The sequence below is a fragment of the Streptomyces sp. NPDC059679 genome (genome assembly GCF_042734105.1).
In the GTDB taxonomy this organism is placed as follows: domain Bacteria; phylum Actinomycetota; class Actinomycetes; order Streptomycetales; family Streptomycetaceae; genus Streptomyces.
Genome location: NZ_JBHWES010000025.1, coordinates 42,709 through 58,451, shown reverse-complemented (window position 1 = coordinate 58,451; position 15,743 = coordinate 42,709). Strand labels below are relative to the sequence as shown.

Genomic DNA, 15,743 nt, shown 5'->3' with positions numbered 1-15,743 from the left:
GGCTCAGCCGACCTTGATCCGGTCGTAGACCGGGACGCTGAACTGGTTGAGTGCCACACCGGCGAGCCGCGATGAGTAGCCCGCGCTGCCGTTCTGGTACCACAGCGGGATGGCGGGCATCTGCGTGGCGAGGATCTTCTCGGCGTCCTGGAAGGCCGCGATGGCCGCTCCGTCTCCCGACTCGCCGTTGGCCCGGTCGACGAGCCGGTCGAAGGCGGTGTCGCTCCAGTGGCCGTCGTTGGAGGAGGCGTCGGTGTAGTACAGCGGCTGCAGGAAGTTCTGGATCAGCGGATAATCCATCTGCCAGCCGGCCCGGAACGGCCCGGTCATCCGCTTGTTGGTCATCTTGTTGCGGTAGTCCGCGAAGGTGCCCACCGGTCTGCCGACGCAGGCCCGGTCGCTGCGCAGCACGTTGTTGACGCTGTTGCAGACCGCGTCGACCCAGTCCTTGTGGGAGCCGGTGTCGGCGTTGTACGTGATGGTCATCCGGCCGCCGGGCAGCCCGCCGCCCGCCTTGATCAGCGCCCTGGCCCGTACCGGGTCGAAGGAACACGCGTCGCCGCACAGGCCCGGCCGGTAGCCGCCCTGGCGGCGCAGCACCGGGGAGGTCCAGTCGGTGGCCGAGGTCCGGGTGCCATGGAAGATCCGGTCGGTGATCTGCGCGCGGTTGATCGCCATGGAGATGCCGCGCCGCAGCTTCGCCGAGCCCGGCCCCCGCCAGCGGCGGTCGTACATCGGGAAGGTGAGGGTCTGGATGATGCCCGCGGGCTGGTTGATGTACCGGCTCCCGAGGTCGGAGCGGACGAACTTCAGCTGGGCGGCGGGCACATCGTCCACCAGGTCGAGATTGCCCGCCTGCAGATCGGTGTAGGCGGTGTTGCTGTCCGTGTAGACGCGCAGCTCGACGCCCTTGTTGCGGGGCTTGTCGGGGCCCGGGTAGCCGTCGCGGGCGCGCAGCTTCATCACCGAGCCCTTGGCGTACGAGACCACCTCGTACGGGCCGTTGCCGACGGGTTTGCGCAGCCAGGCGGCGTGGTCGTCGAAGAAGGCGCGGGGCAGCGGCGCGTAGGCGTTGTAACCGAGCGTCTTGGGCCAGCTGGAGAACTTCTGCGTGAGCTTCACCGTGAAGGTCCGCTCACTCCTGACCCGCAGTCCGGACAGCGTCTTCGCGGTGGGGCGGCCGGTGGCCGGGTGGACCTTGTCGTAGCCCTGGATGTACTCGAAGAAGTACGCGTTGCGCTGCTTGTTGTCGAGCAGCGCGCCATAGTTCCAGGCGTCCACGAAGGACTTGGCGGTAACCTTCTCGCCGTTGCCGAACCGCCAGCCGTCCTTGATGGTCACGGTGAAGGTCCGCTGGTCGGCCGACTGGATCCGGTCGGCGAGGGCGTTCCTGGCCTCGCCGGTCGCGGGGTCGTACCGCTTGAGCCCCCGGAAGATCATGTCCAGGACCTTGCCGCCCTGGACGTCATTGATATTGGCCGGCTCCAGCGGGTTCGGCGGGTCGCCCCAGGAGGACCGTACGACACCCTTGGGCGCGTCGCCGCCACCACAGCCGGTCGCGGCGAGGGCCAGGACCAGCAGGCCGAGAACCGGCAGGGCGGGGCCCACCGGCACACAGACGGCCCGCGATCCACGCCGAAGGCACCGAGCGCGCACGGCGATGCGCATGGGTGCCTCCCGAGGGCCAGCGGGTCCGAGTTCCGGCTTAGGCCCATATGACATCCCATGAGATGACGTTCCGCATCCGCACGACAGCCATCCGTGCGCGAGCCGCATCGAGGGGGCTGCCGCCGTGAGAACTCCGTCAGCGCTGACACGGGAGCGATGGGGACACTGACTGACCGCAATCAGCTCTACGGTGCGCCCCATGAACGACACCGCACACGGCGCCCGCCCCGCCATCCACCCCTACCGCATCGCCATCCCCCAGCCCGACCTCGACGACCTGCGTGAGCGTCTGACCCGCACCCGCTGGCCCGATGAGCTCCCCGGCGTCGGCTGGTCCTACGGCGTTTCGCTCGACTACGTACGCGAGGTGGCCGACTACTGGGCCGGGGAGTTCGACTGGCGGGCGCAGGAGGCTCGGCTCAATGCGTTTCCGCAGTTCACCACGGACATCGACGGGCAGCGGGTGCACTTTCTCCACATTCGCTCCCCCGAGCCGGCCGCCCTGCCGCTGCTGATCACCCACGGCTGGCCCGGCTCGGTCGCCGAGTTCACGGAGATCATCGGCCCGCTGACCGACCCCCGCGCCCACGGCGGCGACCCGGCCGACGCCTTCCACCTCGTCATCCCCTCCCTCCCCGGTTTCGCCTTCTCCGGCCCGACCCGCGAGCCCGGCTGGGGCATCCGCCGCATCGCCACCGCCTGGCACGAGCTGATGCGGCGCCTGGGCTACGAGCGCTACGGGACGCAGGGCGGCGACTTCGGCTCGCTCATCTCCCCCGAGGTGGCGCGGGTGGCCCCGTCCGAGGTCATCGGCGTGCACGTCAACGCGCTGGTGACGATCCCCTCCGGCGACCCGGCCCAGCTGGAAGGGCTCACCCCCGCGGAGCAGACCCGCCTGGCCGGGACCCGGCGCTGGCGCCGCGACCTGTCCGGCTACGCCGCCATCCAGGGCACCCGCCCCCAGACCCTGGCCTACGGCCTCGCCGACTCCCCCACCGGCCAACTCGCCTGGAACCTCGACTGGTTCGCCGCCCACGGCGACAAGCCGGACGCGCTCGACCGTGACGCCGTGCTGACCAACGTCTCGATCTACTGGTTCACCAATACGGCGGGATCGGCGGGTCGGCTCTACAAGGAGGCGGCGTCGGTGTGGAGCACGCCCCCGGAGCGCTCCAAGATCCCCACGGGTGTGGCGGTATTCCACGGAGACGGCGCCATCCGCCGCCTCGCGGAGCCACACCACACGATCACGCACTGGTCGGAGTTCGACGCGGGCGGGCACTTCGCGGCGATGCAGGTGCCGGAGCTGCTGATCGGCGACGTACGGGCGTTCTTCCGCACGCTGCGCTGACCGCGCGCTCGTGATCACACTTGCTGCAAGGACACCAGCTTGCCCCGGCTGCCGAGCCGGTCGAGCAAGTGCCGGATGTCGTCGGGGTCCGAGGTGGCGACCGCCGCTCCCAGCCGGACGGCAAGCACCGCGACGGCCCCGTCCACGGGATCGGAGGTCCCCGCCTGGCCCAGTAGCTCCCCGATCTCCCGGGCCGATGTCTCGTCCATGGCCGCCACGTCGCACCCCTTGAGCAACTGCGCCACGCGGGCCTGGCGGGCTCCGTCCCGCCACACCTGCGCGACCACGGGTGCGGGCACCTGGGGCACACCGCCTGCGGTGAGATAGGCCCGGTGGGCTCTCCAGACCTTGGTCTGTGAACGCTCGGCGGCGATCAGCATTCCCGCGTCGTAGACAACAGGCCGCAGCACGGTCATCGGTCATTTCCCCCCGGCGCTTGTGGAATCAAGCCGCGTGATCGCGAGCGTCGGTGTCACCGTTCGCGACCGGCCTCGTGACCGTGTCCATGAACGCGTCCGCCCACGCCTGTTCATCCGGGGTGGGTGGACCGATCTCCGCCAACACCTCTTCCGCCGCGATCAGCCCCGCCTCGATCTTGGCCGCGCGCTCGGCCGCGCGCGAGAGCCAGGCCGAGACGCTCATGCCCTCGCGGTCCGCCGCTTCCTTGGCGGCGCTCAGGGTCTCGCTCGGGATCGTGATCGTGACACGTTCGAGGCTCATACTCACGATCATACTGGCGTGGCGCCGGGCTCTCGGCGCCCACGGACGGCGGTTCACTCGAATGAGTCCGCCTGCCGGGCTCAGCCGTGGCTGATGACGACCTTCCCGAGGCCGCCGCCCGACTGGACGTACCGGAAGGCATCCGGCACCTCGTCGAACGGGAACACCCGGTCGATCACCGGACGCACCCGATGCGCCGCGACCGCCCGGTTCAGCTCGGTGAAATGGGCCCGGCTCCCCGTGGCGACCCGCCGCAGCACCGCGCCCGCGCCGAACAGCACCGCGGGGTCGAGGGGCTTGGCCCCCTCGGCCCCGGACAGCCATCGGCCGACGAGCGCCACCTCGCCGCTGACCGCGACGGACTTCAGCGACTGCTCCAGTGGGCCCGACGGATCGACGACCCGATCGGCGCCGTGGTCATCGGTCAGGGCGCGTACGTGCTGCCACCACTGCGGGCTCTCCCGGTAGTTGATCACCTCGTCGGCCCCGAGTTCCCTCAGCCGCTCGGCCTTGGCCGCGCTGGACGTGGTCACGATCACCCGGGCGCCGGCCAGCTTCGCGAACCGCAAAGTGAACAGCGAGACGGCTCCCGAGCCGAGGGTCAGCACGGTCGATCCGGGGCGCGGCGCGCCGCCCGTGGTCAGGGCGTTCCAGGCGGTCACCGCCGCCAGCGGCAGCGTCGCGGCCTCCTCGTACGACAGATGCTCCGGGACGGGCACGACGCCGTCCTCGCTCAGCACCGCGTACTCGGTCAGCATGCCGTCGATCATGGTGCCGAGCTGTGCGGCGTTCTCGCGCCGGAACGGGCCGTCGTGCCAGCGCGGAAAGACGGCGGCGGCCACCCGGTCGCCCACCTTCACCCGCCCCACGTCCGCGCCGACGGCCACGACCTCGCCGACTCCCTCGCAGCCGGGCACCACGCCGGCCGTGATCGGCAGTGGATAGTTGTCGGCCAGCACCATCAGATCGCGGAAACCGATCGAGTTCGCGCGCATCCTGACCACGACCTGTCCACGCCCCGGCTCGGGCTCGTCACGGTCCTGGACGGTCAGCCCGGCGAGGCCATGGCCCGGAACAAGGTGGTAGCTCTTCATGAAACGGCCTTTCGCAGTCGTTCGGTGGTTGTGCCGAGCGATCCTGCGAGGCGGCCCGCGGTGCGGCAATTCCCTGGAGGGAATCGCCGCCTGCCACGGCCTCCGGATACAACTACGAGGGTGAACAGCACCGTCGAGCAATCGGGCGTCGGCGCCGAGCTGAGACGCCGGCGCCGGGCGCGCCGGCTCAGCCAGCTCGAACTGGCCGCGCTGGCCGACACCACCCAACGCCACCTGAGCTTCATCGAAAGCGGCCGCTCCCAGCCGGGCCGGGCGATCCTCATCCGGCTCGCCGAATCACTCCGCCTGTCCCTACGGGAGCGCAACGACCTGCTCGGCAAGGCCGGTTACGCCCCCGTGTTCGCCGAGTCGGGCCTGGACGAGTCCGCGCTACGGCCGGTCCGTACCGCCCTTGAGCAGATCCTGCACGGCCATCTGCCCTACCCGGCGCTCGTCATCGCGCCGTACGGACGCGTCGTGGCGGCCAATGACGCCGTCGAGGTCTTCACCGAGGACACGGCCCCGGAACTGCTCGTGCCCCCGGTCAATATGCTCCGGCTCATGCTCCACCCGGACGGCATGGCTCACCGCGTCCGCAACCTCCCCGAGTGGGGCCGCCACGTCATCGAAAACCTCCGCGCCCGGGCCCGGCGCAGCCCCGACCCCCGCCTCGACGCGTTCACCGACGAACTGGCCGCCTACGTCCCCCAGTCCCCCATCGGCCCCGACCACTTCGGCTTCTCCGTCCCCATGCGGCTGGCATCGGCGGACGGTGAGCTACGCCTGATCACCACGCTGACCTCCTTCGCCACCGCGACGGACATCACCCTCGCCGAACTCCACCTGGAGGCGTTTCTGCCCGCCGACCAGGCCACGGCGGAACTGCTCCGGATGCTGGCGGAGCGGCGCCGAATCGGTGCGGCCACGAGCACGGTTGGTGCACCGCCCGCCGAGGTCTGACGCGGGCGCCTGAGCGCGGCCCATGCGCCGCTGGACGGCATTCGGATCGAGCGGCCGCGGGTTTCGTCTCGCGCCTTCGGCGCAAAGAGGGCGGGTGGGGGAGACCTCGGACCGGATCGCCATCCCCCGCTGCCGGCCATTCACGCGCCGACCCGTCGGCTGACGCCACGCGTGATCGACGTGCGCCCTCGCCGAGAGCGAGCGAAGAATTGAAATAAAGGCAGTTCAGAGTCGATCTGAGAAGGTGACAGTGATGCGGAACTCGATCGTACGCACCTTGGCGACCGGTGCTGCGGCGGCCCTGCTGGCCAGTGGAGCGGCAGTGACCTCCACGAGTACCGCTTCCGCGACCCCATCGCCCACGCCTTCGCCCACCATGACGGGCAAACACTGCAAGGAGATGAAGTCCAAAACCAAGACGGTCACCCACAACGGCAAGACCTACAAGGTCTGGATTGAGGGCCACAAGGTCTGCGTCATGAAGTGACCGTCGTCGGGCACTAGCCGTACGGCTTCAGTAGCTGCTCGCCCTTGCGGCGCTTCTCCCGCTTGAAGGACCGGCAAAGTAACTCGGCGTCCCGGAAGGCGAGATCGGTCTCGAAGTCCTTGGAGGCGAAGTCCTTGGAGGCGAAGCCCTTCTCGGCGATGACGAGCAGGCCAGGCCGGTCTTCGGCCAGGGATGGTTCATGGCCCAGACGTACAGGCCGGTCATGAAGGTGTCCAGGAGCTCGTTCGGCATGGGTGTCCCGGTTGAGGCGTTCGCTGCTGAGCTGGGGCGTCAGGCATCGCGGTGGTGCGGTGTCCAACGCCTGACGCCTGATCCGCCCAGGCACGACGTGGTCATCGGGCGGCGACGGTCTGTGTGGTTTCCGTCTCGTCCGCGATGGCGGGGGCTGTGCCCTTCGGGCCGCGAAGAGCGATGTAGACGAGCAGCACGCCCATGACGGCGACGCCTGCCCACATGGCCTGCCGCCATCCGTCCACGAAGGACTGCTGCGCGGCGTGGATCAGGTCCTGAGCGTGTGTGCCGGTGTTGGGTGCTACCTCGACGGCGTTGGCGATGCCTTCGCGTGCGGTGTCCGCGGCCTGCTGGGGGATGCTGTCGAGCTTGTCGTCAATGGCGTTGCGGTAGCCGGCCGACAGGAGTGCGCCGAGCATGGCCACACCGAGGGCGGTGCCGAACTCACGGGTGACGTCGTTGAGGGCGGAGGCAACGCCCTGCTTGGCGCGGGGCAGCGAGCTGGTGATGGCCTCGGTGGAGGGTGTCATCGACAGCCCCATGCCGACGCCCATGGCGAGCATGCCGGCCAGGATGGAGAGGTAGCCGCCGTCGACGGAGACGAACAGCGCCATCAACGCCAGGCCGAGGGTGGACAGGGCGACGCCCACGGTCATGGTGGAGCGGGCGCCGATGCGTGCGGCCATCTTGGGGGCCAGGCCGGACGTCATCATCATCATGACGGCCATCGGCATCATCGCCATGGTGGACAGCAGCCCGGACCAGCCCAGGACGGCCTGGAAGAACGGGAAGAGGACCACGGCGATACCCGCCTGGACCCCGAAGACGACCAGCAGCGTGATGGAGCCGCTGGCCAGGCCGCGCTCACGGAACAGGCGCACATCCAGCAGCGAGGCGTCGCGGCGGTGCAGCTCCCAGGCCGCGAATCCGACAGCGGCGATGACACCGACGATCAGGCTGATCAGAGTCACCGGGGCGGTCCAGCCACGCTCGGGGCCTTCCTGCAGAACAAAGATCAGACCGATTACAGCGACGGCGGACAGCAATGCGCCCGTGGTGTCGAAGGGATGAGCGGAGTGCTCGCGGGAGTTGGGCACCGACTCCAGGGTCATCGCCAGGGCTACGACGACCAGGACCACGGGCAGGACGAACAGCCAGCGCCAGTCGGCGACATCGACCAGCAGCGCGGACAGGAACATGCCCAGGATGCCGCCGCCCCCGGCGACACCGGTCCACACACCGATCGCCTTGCCCCGCCGCTCCTCTGGGAACGTACTCGTGATGACGGCCAGCGTGATCGGCATGATCATTGCGGCGCTCACACCGGCGGCCACGCGCGCGGCGATCATCACCCCGGCCGAGGGAGCCAGTCCCGCGACGATGCCGGCAGCACCGAAGATGGTCAGTCCGGTGATCAGCATGGGCTTGCGGCCCAGCCGGTCGCCGATGGCGCCGAACGGCAGCAGCAGTGCGGCCAAGGCCAGGGTGTAGATATTGATGATCCACAAAACGGTGTTCTGCGAGGCGCCGAACTCCACCGCCAGGTGGGTCTGGGCAACGTTCAGCCCGGACACCGACGCGATGACGGCCATCAGCGCGATGGAGACGGCGATCAGGATCGCGCGCAGCTGACGCGCATCCGGTGTACCCCCACCGCTCGTTGGTGCTGCCGTCTGGGGAGGCTGGTTCGTACTCATGTCTTCCTTCCGGATGAGGGCATGCGGGATCAGCACCGGAGCAGGGCCGGTCGCCGAATTGATGAAGTGAAGGCCCGTACGGGCTCACCGCGCGGATCATTGGGCGCGGCCGCGCGGTTCAGCAGCGGAGGGGGTCAGGCGGCGGTGTTCTCGCTCTGCGCGGCCGTGAGGGCAGCGTCGGTGTCCGCGGCGGCCAGGAGTGCGTTGATGTGGGAGCCAGCCAGGGCTCCGGCTGCGGCGGAGGCACCGACCTGCGCGGTCAGATCGGTGGCGTTGCCCGCCACCCAGACACCTGGGATCTCGGTGGTGCCGGCCATAGCGGAGGCGAAGCGGCGCCCCATGTTGTCGGGCAGGTCCTCCATCGGCAGCTTCAGACCCTCCAGGCCCTCGGAGCGGGCCTGCATCCGGGTGGCGACGGCCAGGACGCGCCGCTCCACGACGCTGCCGTCCGTCAGGCGCACGCCTGCCAGGGCGCCGTTCTCGTCGTTGACGACCTCCTGCACGGGGGTCTCGATGATGCGGATGTGGCGGGCGGCGAAGCGGGCGTGGGTGTCCGCGTCCAAGTCGGTGCCGCGGGTGAAGTAGATGAGGTCGTCGGTCAGCTGGCGGAACAGCCAGGCGTGGTGGACCGAGGCTGGGCCGGTGGCGAGGATGCCGATCGGCTCATCGCGTACTTCCCAACCGTGGCAGTAGGGGCAGTGCACCACGCCGTGGCCCCAGTGCTCGGCCAGGCCAGGCACCTCGGGCAGCACGTCACGCAGGCCGGTGGCCACCAGCACCCGGCGCGCCGTCACCGTGCGGCCATCCGTCAGGCTGACGGTGAACCGCAGATCTCCCTCGGCAGACGGGGCGGCCGGCTCGGCCGAGGCCACCTCGCCGAACACGATCCGGCCGCCGTACTGGCGTACCTGCTGCCGTCCCCGCTCGAGGATCTCGGGCGGCGGCGTGCCGTCCAGGACGATGAAGCCGTGCATGGCTGCGGCGGGTGCGTTGCGCGGGGTGCCGCTGTCGATCACCACGACCGAGCGGCGCGAGCGGGCCAGCATGAGGGCCCCGTTCAGGCCCCCGGCGCCGCCGCCGATCACCACCACATCCACGGTCTCGGTCTCAGCGGGCAGTTCATCGCTCTCGTAGCGGAAAGTCTGCGCAGACATGTCGCGCCCTTTCGTCGTGCGTGGCCCCCTCTTCCGGGCCACCTGCACTCGACGTTAAGCCTGCGTTGCAGCAAGGGCATACCATCTTGCCTATGACGCAAGAAGATGGGCAGCTGGACAGCCTCGTACGCAAGCGGATCCGCGCCCTGCGGGTCGCCCAGGGCTGGTCCCTGGAAGAGCTGGCCACCCGCGCCAATCTCAGCCAGTCCTCACTCAGCCGCATCGAGAACGGCCGGCGCCGCCTCGCCCTGGACCAGCTCGTCACCCTCGCCCGCGCCCTGGACACCACCCTGGACCAGCTGGTGGAGAACGCCGCCGATGATGTCGTCATCAGCCCGATGATCGACGGCACCCACGGCCTGATGCGCTGGCCTGTAAAGGGTGACCCCGGCATGAGCGTGATGCGCCAGCGGATGACTGAACCGCCGCCCGACAACCCCGCCCGCATGCGTGCCCATCCCGGCCGCGAATGGCTTGTGGTCCTCTCCGGCGCCGCCATCCTCATGCTCGGCCATCGCCGGTTCCGCATCGAGACCAACCAGGCTGCCGAGTTCCCCACCATGATGCCGCACGCGATCGGCGCCGAGGGCGGGCCATGCGAGATCATGGGCATCTTCGACCGCGACGCCCGCCGCGGCCACCAACGCGATGCCACCGAGGTCAGCGACTGCAGCGACGCTCAGAGTCCCGGTGAGTGACGGTGTGCCGGAGGCCCAGCGCGGGCGGGATCTTGCGTGATGGGCAGCAGGCGAAGCGACCTTCTTGCGTACTCCGCAAGCAGCTGCGCTCCAGGCGCATGAGCGTTTTACGGTGTTGCTATGCCCCAAGCGCACCGGCACACCCCTCACGGCGAAGACGGCCACCACCAGGCGCACGATGATGGCGGCCAAGCGGAGATCCTCGACCTGGATGCCGAGGTGCTCGCCGAGCACCTCGCATTCATCACCGCATGGCTCCCGCTGAAGGCCGAGCCGCACCAGATCGTGGATCTGGGCTGCGGCACGGGGGCGGGCACCTTCGCGCTCCTCGAGCGTTTCCCTGAGGCGCACATCACCGCGGTCGACACCTCGGCCGGGCACCTGCAGCTCCTGCGCGAGAAGGCGTGCACCCGTGGAGCGGAGGGGCGCGTGCGCACCGTGCAGGCCGACCTCGACGCTGCTGACTGGCCCGATCTCGGGGCGCCGGACCTGGTGTGGGCCTCGGCCTCGATGCACCACATGGCCCACCCCGACCGCGCCCTGACCAGCGTCCACGACCTGCTCGCCCCGGGCGGCCTGTTCGCCGTCGTCGAGCTGGACGGCTTGCCCCGCTTCCTGCCCGCGGACGCCCCCGAGAATCGGCCCGGTCTCGAAGAACGCTGCCACAGGGCGACCGACAGCTTCCACGCCGAGCGCGTCCCGCACCGCGGCGCTGACTGGGGACCGATGCTGTCCGCCGCCGGGTTCGCCGTCGAGGGCGAGCGCACCATCACTGTGAACATCGCAGGCAACCGCAGCGAAGCCATCGGCCGCTACGCCCACGGCAGCCTGCAGCGCATCCGCGGCGTCGCCGCGCCAGCTCTCAGCCCCGAAGACCTTGCCGCACTCGACGAGCTCCTCGACGCCGACAGCCCGCACAGCATTCTGCGCCGCGACGACCTCGCCGTACGCACCGAGCGCACCGTCTGGGCAGCCCGCCGCGCCTGAGGCCTGGCCGCCTCTCGTTGCCTGTCGGGCAGCTCCGGCACCCAATTGCTTGCTTCAGGCCCGCGCGCTGCCACATGCGCACGCCCGAAGAGCCCTGGTCCTACGGCCTGTTCATCCCCCACGACCCCCGCGCCGTGGGCGTCGTCCGGGCCACCATCCGCCACGTCCTCAAAGCGGCCCGCCTCGACTGCATCGTCGACACCGCAGAACTGCTCGTCTCCGAGTTGGTCACCAACGCGTACCGCAACACCGAGACCGACTCCTACGTCAGCATGGACTGGGAGCCCGCGCTGCCCGACTTCCGCGTCACCGTATGGGACTCCGGCGACGGCCTGCCGCAGCCGGTGCCCGCCCGGGCCGCCGTCCGAGCACTGGCACCACCACGAGGGCCGCCGGGACCGTCGGCACGGTCCGGGCGGCCCTCGTCATGGCCGAAGCGAAGAACGCTACGCGTGGACCACGTCCTTCTCTTCCGCGAAGTGGCACGCCGACTCGTGCGCCGCGGGCGAGTCCGAGCCCGCGAAGCGCTCGGGGATGGCGAGGAGGGGGACCTCCTTCGCGCAGCGGTCCTCGGCCTTCCAGCAGCGGGTGCGGAAGCGGCAGCCGGAGGGCGGGTTGGCCGGGGAGGGGACGTCGCCGGCGAGGATGATGCGCTCGCGGCCCTCGCGGGACTCCGGGTCGGGGACCGGGACCGCGGAGAGCAGGGCCTGGGTGTACGGGTGGGTGGGGTGGTCGTAGATCTCGGTGTCGGTGCCGATCTCGGCCATCTTGCCCAGGTACATCACGCCGACGCGGTCGGAGATGTGGCGGACGATGGACAGGTCGTGGGCGATGAAGAGGTAGGAGAGGTTGAACTCGTCCTGCAGCTTCTCCATCAGGTTGATGACCTGTGCCTGGACGGACACATCCAGCGCGGAGACCGGCTCGTCGCAGATGATGATCTCCGGATTGAGGGCCAGCCCGCGCGCGATGCCGATGCGCTGGCGCTGACCGCCGGAGAACTGATGCGGATAGCGGTTGATGTACTCGGGGTTGAGCCCGACGACGTCCAAGAGGTCCTGGACCTTCCGGCGGCGGTCGCCCTTCGGCGCCGCCTCGGGGTGGATCTCGAAGGGCTCGCCGATGATGTCGCCCACCGTCATACGGGGGTTCAGCGAGGTGTACGGGTCCTGGAACACCATCTGGATGTTGCGCCGGACGGCCTTGAGGGCACGGCCGGACAGCCTGGTGATGTCCTGGCCCTTGTAGAAGACCTCGCCCGCGGTCGCGGTCTCCAGGGTCATCAGCAGCTTGGCGACGGTCGACTTGCCGCAGCCGGACTCACCGACGATGCCGAGGGTTTCGCCCTGGTAGAGGTCGAAGGAGACGCCGTCGACGGCCTTGACCGCGCCGATCTGGCGCTTGAAGAGGATGCCCTGGGTCAGCGGGAAGTGCTTGACCAGGTTCCGTACCTGGAGGATGGGCTCGCCGCGCTCGACGGGGGCGTCGATGGCGGCGACGGCCGCTTCCTCCGTGGCGGCCTCGACGACCTCGACCTCGGTGACGTTGGGGGTGGCGTCCACGGCCTCGGGGGTCTTCTCGGTGTCAGCCATGGATCGTCTCCTTCCAGAAGTGGCACGCGCTGCCGCGGCCCGGCAGCGGGGTGCCGTTCTGCTCGGTGACCGGCTCCAGCACAGGGACGTCGGTGCGGCAGATGTCCTGCGCCTTGGGGCAGCGCGGGTTGAAGGCGCAGCCGGTCGGGATGTTGAGCAGGTTGGGCGGCAGGCCCTTGATCGCGTAGAGCTCCTGGCCCTTGAGGTCCAGGCGCGGGATCGACTCCAGCAGGCCCTGGGTGTACGGGTGGGCCGGGCGCTTGTAGAGCTCGTGGACCGGAGCGGTCTCGACGATCCGGCCCGCGTACATCACCGCGATCTTGTCGGCGACGTCCGCGACGACGCCGAGGTCGTGGGTGATGAGGATCAGGCCCATGTTGTACTCGCGCTGAAGCTCCGCGAGCAGGTCCATGACCTGGGCCTGGACGGTGACGTCCAGGGCGGTGGTCGGCTCGTCCGCGATGATCAGGTCCGGCTCCAGGGCCAGCGCCATGGCGATCATGATGCGCTGGCGCATACCGCCGGAGAACTGGTGCGGATAGTCGCCCACCCGCTCCTTCGCCGCCGGAATGCGCACCCGGTCCATCAGCTCGATGGCCTTGGCCTTGGCCGCCTTCTTGGACAGGCCCTGGTGGACCCGGAACATCTCGCCGAGCTGGTAGCCGACGGAGAGCACCGGGTTCAGCGAGGAGAGCGCGTCCTGGAAGATCATGGCGATCCTCCGGCCGCGGATCTTGCGGCGCTCCTCGTTGGACATGGTGAGCATGTCCTCGCCGCGGAACAGGATCTGGCCCTGCGGGATCTTCCCGGGCGGCATGTCGAGGATGCCCATGATGGCCTGGGCGGTCACCGACTTGCCCGAGCCGGACTCGCCGAGGACGGCGAGGGTTTCGCCCGCGCTGACGCTGTAGTTGACGCCGTTGACGGCCTTGGCGATGCCGTCCCGGGTGTGGAACTCCACATGCAGGTCGCGGACTTCCAGCAGCGGGGTGCCGTCGTCGGCCTCACGCTGCCCGGCGGGGGCGCTCGCGGTCTTTTCGATGGTGGTCACGTACGCCCTCCTCAGCGCAGCTTGGGGTCGAGGGCGTCGCGCACCGCGTCGCCGAGCATGATGAACGCGAAGACGGTGAGGCTCAGCATCCCCGACGGGAACAGCATCACATGCGGGTTGTCGCGGATGGCGTCCTTGGCCGAGGCGATGTCGACGCCCCAGGAGACCGTCGGGTCGGCGAGGCCCAGGCCCAGGAAGGACAGCGTGGCCTCGGCGGAGATGTACGCGCCGAGGGCGATCGTGGCGACGACGATCGTCGGGGCGATCGCGTTCGGGAGCACATGGCGCAGCAGGATCCTGGGCGTACCGGCGCCGAGGGCGCGCGCCGCCACCACGTAGTCCGCCTGCTTGGCTGTGATCACCGAGCTGCGCGTGACACGCGCGATCGTGGTCCAGCCGAGGAACGCCAGGGCGCCGATGACGACGTACACCTTGCGCTCGGTGAAGGCGTTCATCACGACCATGGTGCCGAGCAGGAACGGCAGGCCGAAGAAGATGTCGGTGACCCGGGAGATGATCGTGTCGATCCAGCCGCCGAAGTAGCCCGCCAGCATGCCGAACACCCCGCCGACGATCGTGACGGCGAGGGTGGTGCCGACACCGACCAGGATCGAGGCGCGGGTGCCGTAGATGACACGCGCGTAGATCGAGCGCCCCTGGCCGTCGTAGCCGAACCAGTCCGCCTGGAAGAAGTGCGTCAGCTCCGGCTTGGTCAGGAAGTGCTTGGTCAGATCGCCGTCGCGCGGGTCGGCGCCGGTGAAAACACCGGGGAAGGCGGCGATCAGGAGCAGCAGCACCAGCAGGACCGCCGAGATCCAGAACATCGGCCGGTGGCGCAGCTCGTACCAGGCGTCGCCCCACAGGGAGCGCGGCTTGCCCTGGGAGACGGCGCCGGGGGCCAGAACGGCGTCCTCGGCGGCCTGCAAGGGCCCGGTGCCGATCCCCGTGTCGGGCTTGGTCTTGGTCTTGGTCACGTCAGGCATAACGGATCCTCGGGTCCAGGACCGCGTACAGCAGGTCGACCAGCAGGTTGATCAGCAGGATGATGAGGACGAAGACCGTGACGGTGCCGACGATCGTGGTGCCCTCACGCTGCCCGAGCGCCTTGTAGAGCAGGTTCCCGACACCCTGGACGTTGAAGATGCCCTCGGTCACGACCGCGCCGCCGATGAGGCTGCCCACGTCGGTGCCGAGGAAGGTGATCACCGGGATGAGCGAGTTGCGCAGCAGGTGGACACCGACGATGCGGCGCCGCGGCAGGCCCTTGGCCAGCGCGGTGCGCATGTAGTCGGCGCGCAGGTTCTCCGCGAAGGTGGTGCGGGTCAGCCGGGCCACGTATGCCATGGACAGCATGGCGAGTACGAAGCCGGGCAGCAGCAGCTGTTGGAGATTGGTGGAGTCCTGGACGTTGGGCGGTAGCCAGCCGAGTTCATCCGCGAAGAGGAACCGGGCGAGGTAGCCGAGGACGAAGACCGGCATCGAGATGACGATCAGTGTGAAGACCAGGACGCCGGTGTCGGCGGCCTTGCCCGCCTTGAGGCCGGCCCAGGCGCCGAGGCCGATGCCGACGATCATCTCGATGACGAGGGCCACCCCGGTGAGCCGGAGGGTGACCGGGAACGCCTGGTTCATCTCGTCGATGACCGGGCGGCCGCCGAAGGTCTTGCCGAAGTCTCCCTGGAACAGGTTGACCATGTAGTCGATGTACTGCTGCCACAGGGGCTTGTCCAGCCCGAACTCATGGCGCAGCGACTCGACCTGCGCGGGGTCCGCGGCCTTGTCGCCCCACATCGCTCTGATGGGGTCGCCCGGAAGGACGTGGACCATAAGGAAAATCAACAGAGTTGTCCCGATGAAAACCGGGATCATCTGGAGCAGTCGCCTGAGGACGTAGCGCCCCATTATGCCTCCATGCCGTTGGGGGGCGGCGAAGGCCTCGTCTCGTCTACAGCCACCGGGTGGGGGGACAAGGTGCGGGGCCTTGACGCCTGCGGGCCGGTGCCGCCGCTGCCCGGGGTGAGGGGCAGTGGCG

The 15,743-nt window shown here is 69.4% G+C and carries 16 protein-coding genes; 5 read left to right on the top strand and 11 right to left on the bottom strand.

Annotation, left to right across the window (positions count from 1 at the left end):
• Positions 1-3: 3 nt before the first annotated feature.
• A complete protein-coding gene (locus tag ACFV2X_RS25725; RefSeq protein ID WP_385620478.1) occupies positions 4-1,668 on the bottom strand; it encodes an ABC transporter substrate-binding protein in 1,665 nt (554 codons plus the stop codon).
• A 199-nt stretch (positions 1,669-1,867) separates the two neighbouring features.
• On the opposite strand from ACFV2X_RS25725, the gene ACFV2X_RS25720 reads away from it, so the two are divergent.
• A complete protein-coding gene (locus ACFV2X_RS25720; RefSeq protein ID WP_385620476.1) occupies positions 1,868-3,019 on the top strand; it encodes an epoxide hydrolase family protein in 1,152 nt (383 codons plus the stop codon).
• Positions 3,020-3,033: 14 nt separating this feature from the next.
• Here the strand turns inward: ACFV2X_RS25720 and ACFV2X_RS25715 are convergent, their stop codons facing one another.
• The 3 genes from ACFV2X_RS25715 to ACFV2X_RS25705 form a co-directional block, all read right to left on the bottom strand.
• A complete protein-coding gene (locus ACFV2X_RS25715) occupies positions 3,034-3,435 on the bottom strand; it encodes a twitching motility protein PilT (protein ID WP_385620474.1) in 402 nt (133 codons plus the stop codon).
• Between the two features lie 28 nt (positions 3,436-3,463).
• Positions 3,464-3,739, bottom strand: coding sequence for a hypothetical protein (locus ACFV2X_RS25710; RefSeq protein ID WP_385620472.1), 276 nt, complete (start codon positions 3,737-3,739; stop codon positions 3,464-3,466).
• 80 nt (positions 3,740-3,819) lie between these two features.
• Complete coding sequence (locus tag ACFV2X_RS25705; protein WP_385620470.1) at positions 3,820-4,833, bottom strand: NAD(P)-dependent alcohol dehydrogenase; 1,014 nt, start codon at positions 4,831-4,833, stop codon at positions 3,820-3,822.
• A gap of 120 nt (positions 4,834-4,953) precedes the next feature.
• Here ACFV2X_RS25705 and ACFV2X_RS25700 point away from each other — a divergent pair, with 120 nt between their 5' ends.
• Positions 4,954-5,793 (top strand): helix-turn-helix domain-containing protein, encoded by an 840-nt coding sequence (locus tag ACFV2X_RS25700; RefSeq protein WP_385620467.1) that lies wholly within the window; start codon positions 4,954-4,956, stop codon positions 5,791-5,793.
• Between the two features lie 253 nt (positions 5,794-6,046).
• A complete protein-coding gene (locus ACFV2X_RS25695) occupies positions 6,047-6,280 on the top strand; it encodes a hypothetical protein (RefSeq protein ID WP_385620464.1) in 234 nt (77 codons plus the stop codon).
• Positions 6,281-6,293: 13 nt separating this feature from the next.
• On the opposite strand, the gene ACFV2X_RS25690 is transcribed toward ACFV2X_RS25695, so the two are convergent.
• The 3 genes from ACFV2X_RS25690 to ACFV2X_RS25680 form a co-directional block, all read right to left on the bottom strand.
• Entirely contained in the window at positions 6,294-6,599 is a 306-nt protein-coding gene (locus tag ACFV2X_RS25690; protein ID WP_385620461.1) for a hypothetical protein, read from the bottom strand.
• Between the two features lie 34 nt (positions 6,600-6,633).
• Positions 6,634-8,229 carry an MFS transporter gene (locus ACFV2X_RS25685; RefSeq protein WP_385620459.1) on the bottom strand — a complete coding sequence of 532 codons (1,596 nt, stop codon included), beginning with the start codon at positions 8,227-8,229 and terminating at the stop codon, positions 6,634-6,636.
• A 134-nt stretch (positions 8,230-8,363) separates the two neighbouring features.
• Positions 8,364-9,383, bottom strand: a complete 1,020-nt coding sequence (locus ACFV2X_RS25680; RefSeq protein WP_385620456.1) for an NAD(P)/FAD-dependent oxidoreductase — start codon at positions 9,381-9,383, stop codon at positions 8,364-8,366.
• 92 nt (positions 9,384-9,475) lie between these two features.
• On the opposite strand from ACFV2X_RS25680, the gene ACFV2X_RS25675 reads away from it, so the two are divergent.
• Together ACFV2X_RS25675 and ACFV2X_RS25670 are read left to right on the top strand one after the other, a co-directional pair.
• Entirely contained in the window at positions 9,476-10,081 is a 606-nt protein-coding gene (locus tag ACFV2X_RS25675; protein WP_385620454.1) for a helix-turn-helix domain-containing protein, read from the top strand.
• 120 nt (positions 10,082-10,201) lie between these two features.
• The gene (locus tag ACFV2X_RS25670; RefSeq protein WP_385620451.1) at positions 10,202-11,068 is read left to right on the top strand and encodes a class I SAM-dependent methyltransferase; all 867 of its coding nucleotides are present in this window, start codon (positions 10,202-10,204) and stop codon (positions 11,066-11,068) included.
• 446 nt (positions 11,069-11,514) lie between these two features.
• Here the strand turns inward: ACFV2X_RS25670 and ACFV2X_RS25665 are convergent, their stop codons facing one another.
• Genes ACFV2X_RS25665 through ACFV2X_RS25650 form a run of 4 tightly spaced genes read right to left on the bottom strand, consistent with a single transcriptional unit; the run spans position 11,515 to position 15,613 of the window.
• Positions 11,515-12,660 carry an ABC transporter ATP-binding protein gene (locus tag ACFV2X_RS25665; protein ID WP_385620450.1) on the bottom strand — a complete coding sequence of 382 codons (1,146 nt, stop codon included), beginning with the start codon at positions 12,658-12,660 and terminating at the stop codon, positions 11,515-11,517.
• A complete protein-coding gene (locus tag ACFV2X_RS25660; RefSeq protein ID WP_385620447.1) occupies positions 12,653-13,711 on the bottom strand; it encodes an ABC transporter ATP-binding protein in 1,059 nt (352 codons plus the stop codon). Before ACFV2X_RS25660 ends, ACFV2X_RS25665 begins: the two co-directional genes overlap by 8 nt.
• An 11-nt stretch (positions 13,712-13,722) precedes the next feature.
• Positions 13,723-14,694 carry an ABC transporter permease gene (locus tag ACFV2X_RS25655; protein WP_385620444.1) on the bottom strand — a complete coding sequence of 324 codons (972 nt, stop codon included), beginning with the start codon at positions 14,692-14,694 and terminating at the stop codon, positions 13,723-13,725.
• Positions 14,687-15,613 (bottom strand): ABC transporter permease, encoded by a 927-nt coding sequence (locus ACFV2X_RS25650; protein ID WP_385620441.1) that lies wholly within the window; start codon positions 15,611-15,613, stop codon positions 14,687-14,689. The genes ACFV2X_RS25655 and ACFV2X_RS25650 overlap by 8 nt, the downstream gene beginning before the upstream one ends.
• Positions 15,614-15,743: the final 130 nt, after the last annotated feature.